Annotated in this window: 5 protein-coding genes; all 5 read left to right on the top strand. The window is 75.8% G+C overall.

Annotated elements, in window-relative coordinates:
• Nucleotides 1-898, top strand: an 898-nt coding sequence (locus JNW91_RS29850) for a vWA domain-containing protein (protein WP_203178847.1), incomplete at its 5' end; no start/stop codon positions are given.
• Nucleotides 899-961: 63 nt separating this feature from the next.
• On the top strand, nt 962-1,573 hold the full coding sequence (cobO, locus tag JNW91_RS29845; protein WP_203178846.1) for a cob(I)yrinic acid a,c-diamide adenosyltransferase: 612 nt from the start codon (nt 962-964) through the stop codon (nt 1,571-1,573).
• Nucleotides 1,567-2,922, top strand: a complete 1,356-nt coding sequence (locus JNW91_RS29840) for a cobyrinate a,c-diamide synthase (protein ID WP_203178845.1) — start codon at nt 1,567-1,569, stop codon at nt 2,920-2,922. Before cobO ends, JNW91_RS29840 begins: the two co-directional genes overlap by 7 nt.
• Nucleotides 2,919-3,665, top strand: a complete 747-nt coding sequence (cobI, locus tag JNW91_RS29835) for a precorrin-2 C(20)-methyltransferase (protein WP_203178844.1) — start codon at nt 2,919-2,921, stop codon at nt 3,663-3,665. The genes JNW91_RS29840 and cobI overlap by 4 nt, the downstream gene beginning before the upstream one ends.
• A partial coding sequence (gene cobM / locus JNW91_RS29830; RefSeq protein ID WP_309244521.1) for a precorrin-4 C(11)-methyltransferase occupies nt 3,662-4,527 on the top strand: 866 nt, incomplete at its 3' end. The genes cobI and cobM, both read left to right, overlap by 4 nt.

The raw sequence follows: 4,527 nt of genomic DNA, 5'->3' as shown, positions 1-4,527 counted from the left end.
GGTGGTCCCGACGCCGAGGCCGGCGGCCGGGAAACGAGGGCCGGCGGTGACGACGACCCGACGCGTCAGCGGGGCGGAGACGGGGCAGTCGGTGGCCGTACCCCGGGGTGGGTTGAAGGCGCGGCTGCTCACCGCGCCCGGCGTGGGTGACGGGGTGCCCGGCCGGCGGTCGCGGGCCCGCACCGGGCGGGGTCGCACCACCGGTGCGCGGGTGCCGGCGGGTCGGGTCGGTGCGTTGCACCTGGCGGCGACGGTCCGTGCGGCCGCCCCGCACCAGGCCGCCCGGGGGCGGCTCGCCGGACCGCTGCGGTTGCGCGGCGACGACGTCCGCGAGGCGGTGCGGGAGGGCCGCGAGGGCAACCTGGTGCTGTTCGTGGTGGACGCGAGTGGCTCGATGGGCGCCCGCCAGCGGATGACCACGGTCAAGGACGCGGTGCTCGCTCTGCTCACCGACGCGTACCAGCGGCGGGACAAGGTCGCGGTGATCGCCTTCCGCGGCGCCGACGCGCGAACGCTGCTGCCGGCAACCTCGTCGGTGCTGGCCGCGTCGACCCGACTGGCCGAGCTGCCGACCGGTGGACGTACGCCGCTGGCCGAGGGGCTGCTCGCGGCCACCGACCTGCTGCGGGTGGAGCGCCTGCGCGACCCGAGACGGCGGCCCCTGGTCCTGGTCGTCACCGACGGCAGGGCCACCGCCGGTCAGCGCCCGCTGGACCGCGCGGCAGCAGCGGCGAAGGTCCTCGCGGCAACCGGCGCGTCCTGCGTCGTCGTGGACTGCGAGACCGGCCCGGTCCGCCTGCATCTGGCAAGCCGCCTGGCCACCCAGCTGAGGGCCCCCCACCACCGGCTCGACGCCCTGACGCACCCCGGCGATCGTGCGTTTGCCGCCCCCGCATAACGGGCGAAGTGCACATAGGGCGGACCGAACGTACAAGATCGTGAGACCAGGGGGAGATCGCTGATGCCACAGGGACAGCCGAGCGTGGTGCCCGCCGACGGGTTGACGACGCGGCAGCGGCGGCACCGGCCGCTGCTGATCGTCCACACCGGACAGATGAAGGGGAAGTCGACCGCCGCCTTCGGGTTGGCCCTGCGCGCGTGGACCGCCGGGCTGCCGGTCGGGGTGTTCCAGTTCGTCAAGAGCGCCAAGTGGCGGGTGGGGGAGGAGAACGCCTTCCGCGCGCTCGGCGAGGTGCACGAGCGTACCGGGCAGGGCGCCCCGGTTGCCTGGCACAAGATGGGCGAGGGCTGGTCCTGGATCCAGCGCGGCGGCGAGGCCGACCACGCCGCCGACGCCCTGGAGGGTTGGCGCCAGATTCAGCGCGACCTGGCCGCCGAGCGCTACGGGCTCTACGTGCTGGACGAGTTCACCTACCCGATGAAGTGGGGCTGGGTCGACGTCGACGAGGTGGTCGCCACCCTGACCGACCGGCCCGGCTTCCAACACGTCGTGATCACCGGCCGGGACGCCGACCCGCGGCTGGTCGCCGCCGCCGACCTGGTCGCCGAGCTGACCAAGGTCAAGCACCCGATGGACGCCGGCCAGAAGGGCCAGAAGGGCATCGAGTGGTGAGCACGCACTGGGCGCTGCCCCGGGTGGTGATCGCGGCGCCGGCCAGCGGGCACGGCAAGACGACAGTCGCCACCGGGCTGCTGGCCGCGTTGCGCCGCCGTGGCCTGACGGTCAGCCCGCACAAGGTCGGCCCGGACTACATCGACCCCGGCTACCACGCCCTCGCCGCCGGACGCTCCGGGCGCAACCTCGACCCGTTCCTGGTCGGCGCCGAGCGCATCGCGCCACTGCTGCGGCACGGCGCGAGTGTCCCGACGCCCGCCGACATCGCGGTGGTGGAGGGCGTCATGGGCCTGCACGACGGCGCGGTCGGCCGCCGCGACCACGCCTCCACCGCACACGTCGCCCGGCTCATCGACGCGCCCGTGCTGCTGGTCCTGGACACCACCGCGCAGGGCCGCTCCGCCGCCGCGTTGACCCTCGGCATGGCCGCCTTCGACCCGGCGGTACGCATCGGCGGGGTGATCCTCAACCGGGTCGGCTCGCCCCGACACGAGACGCTGCTGCGCGACGCCCTCGCCGAGGTCGACGTACCGGTGCTCGGGGCGGTCACCCGCGCCGCCGAGGTGGCCGCGCCGGCACGGCACCTCGGGCTGGTCCCGGTCGCCGAGCGGGCACCGGAGTCGCTCGCGATCGTCACCGCCCTGGCCGAGCTGGTCGAAGCCACCGTGGACGTCGACGCGGTGCTCGACCTGGCCCGCAGCGCCCCGCCGCTGACCGCCCCGCCCTGGGACCCGGTCACCGCCGTCGGCGGTCCGGCCGACGCGCGGCGCCCGCTGGTCGCGCTCGCCGGTGGCCCGGCCTTCACCTTCTCGTACGCGGAGACCGCCGAACTGCTCACCGCCGCCGGAGCCGACGTGGTCACCGTCGACCCGCTGCGCGACCCGGCGCTGCCCGGCGGCACCCGCGCGGTGGTGATCGGCGGCGGGTTCCCCGAGGCGTACGCGGAGGCACTGGCCGGCAACGCCACGCTCCGCGCCGAGCTGGCCGACTTCGACGGGCCGATCGTGGCCGAGTGCGCCGGGCTGCTCTACCTCGGGCGGTCCCTGGACGGCGTACCCATGTGCGGTCGGCTGGACCTGACCGCCCGGATGACGGGCCGGCTCACCCTCGGCTACCGGGAGGCCGTGGCGGGCGCCGACTCGCCGGTGGCCGTCGCCGGCGAGCCGGTACGCGGTCACGAGTTCCACCGCACCATGACCGACCCGCGGCACGGCGAGGCGCCGGCGTGGCGCTGGGACGGCGCCGCGCACGGCTTCGTCACCGGCCGGGTGCACGCGTCCTACCTGCACACCCACTGGGCCGGCCACCCCGACGCGGCACGCCGCCTGGTCGAGGCGTGCCGATGACCGCCGGGGCCACGCTGACCGGTGTCGGTGTCGGTCCGGGCGACCCGGAACTGCTCACCGTCAAGGCGGTGCGGATCCTGCGCGAGGCCGACACGGTCTTCGTACCCGTGATGGCGGACCGACCCGCGCCCGACGCCGGGCGGGCCGAGGCGACCGTCCGGGAGTACGTGCCGGCGGACCGGCTGCGCCGGCTGCCGTTCGCTCTGGACGACCGGGGCGGGGTGACCGCCCGACGGGCGGCGGCCTGGGACGCCGCCGCCCGGTCGGTGGTCGACGCGGTCGACGCGGGCGGGCGGTCGCTGGCCTTCGCCACCATCGGCGACCCGAACGTCTACTCCACCTTCGGCTACCTGGCGCAGAGCGTCCGGGCGCTGCGCCCGGCGGTGCGGGTGGCGACCGTGCCCGGGGTGACCGCCATGCAGGAGCTGGCCGCCCGCAGCGGTGTCCCACTCTGCGAGGGACGTGAACCGCTGACCCTGCTGCCGGCCACCGCCGGGCTGGCGCTGTTCGCCGACGCCCTCGCTGGGCCGGGCACCGTGGTCGCCTACAAGGGCTGGCGTCGGCACCCGGAACTGCTCGCCGAGCTGCGCCGGCAGGGCCGGCAAGCCGACGCGGTGCTCGGCCGCAGCCTCGGCCTGCCCGGCGAACAGGTCGGCCCGGTCGGCGACACCGACCACGACCTGCCGTACCTGTCGACACTGCTGGTCCCCGCCCGCCGCGACAACCGAGGAGGAAAGCTGTGAGCAGCGACGGCAAGGTGTGGTTCGTCGGGGCCGGCCCGGGTGCCGCGGACCTGTTGACCCTGCGGGCCGCCCGGGTGATCGCCGCGGCGGACATCGTGATCTGGGCGGCCAGTCTGGTGCACGCCGACGTCCTCGACCACGCCCGCCCCGAAGCGGAGATCGTCGACTCGTCGCAGCTGCCCATCGAAGGGGTGCTGCCGCTCTACCAGCGGGCCGCCGGACAGGGGCTGACCGTGGCCCGCATCCACTCCGGCGATCCGGCGCTGTGGGGCGCCGTGCAGGAGCAGCTGGACCTGTGCCGGGCGTTCGGCCTGGCCGTCGAGATCGTCCCCGGGGTGTCGTCGTTCACCGCCGTCGCGGCGATCGTCGGACGGGAGCTGACCGTGCCCGAGGTCGCCCAGTCGGTGATCCTCACCCGCCTCGAAGGCGGCAAGACCCCGATGCCGCCCGGCGAGCGGGTCCGCGACTTCGCCCGGCACGGCACCACCATGGCGCTGTTCCTCTCCGCCGCCCGCTCCGGGCAGGTGCAGGCCGAGCTGCTGGCCGGCGGCTACCCGGCGGACACCCCGGCCGTGGTGGCGTACCAGGCGACCTGGCCGGACGAGCTGGTGGTGCGCTGCACCGTCGGCACCCTGGAGGCCACGGTGAAGGAGCACCGGCTGTGGAAGCACACCCTGTTCCTGGTCGGGCCGGCCCTGACGGCCGAGGGCACCCGCTCGCACCTGTACCACCCCGGGCACTTCCACACCTTCCGGCGGGCCGAGCCCGCGCCCGCGCCGAGCTGCGCCGCCAGAGCGGCGCGCGCGCCGGGGGGACAGGCACACCGTGACGTACGCCGAGCCGCCGCTGCGCGAGCCGGACC

Origin of the sequence: Micromonospora parastrephiae (genome assembly GCF_016802865.1) — a bacterium.
GTDB lineage: Bacteria > Actinomycetota > Actinomycetes > Mycobacteriales > Micromonosporaceae > Micromonospora > Micromonospora parastrephiae.
Note: the sequence above shows the minus strand (reverse complement) of the source record. Positions and strands in the feature narration are given on the sequence as shown.

Coding starts and splice junctions, on each gene's coding strand:
- cobO (WP_203178846.1), top strand. CDS start 962: ATGCCACAGGGACAGCCGAGCGTGGTGCCCGCCGACGGGTTGACGACG.
- cobI (WP_203178844.1), top strand. CDS start 2,919: ATGACCGCCGGGGCCACGCTGACCGGTGTCGGTGTCGGTCCGGGCGAC.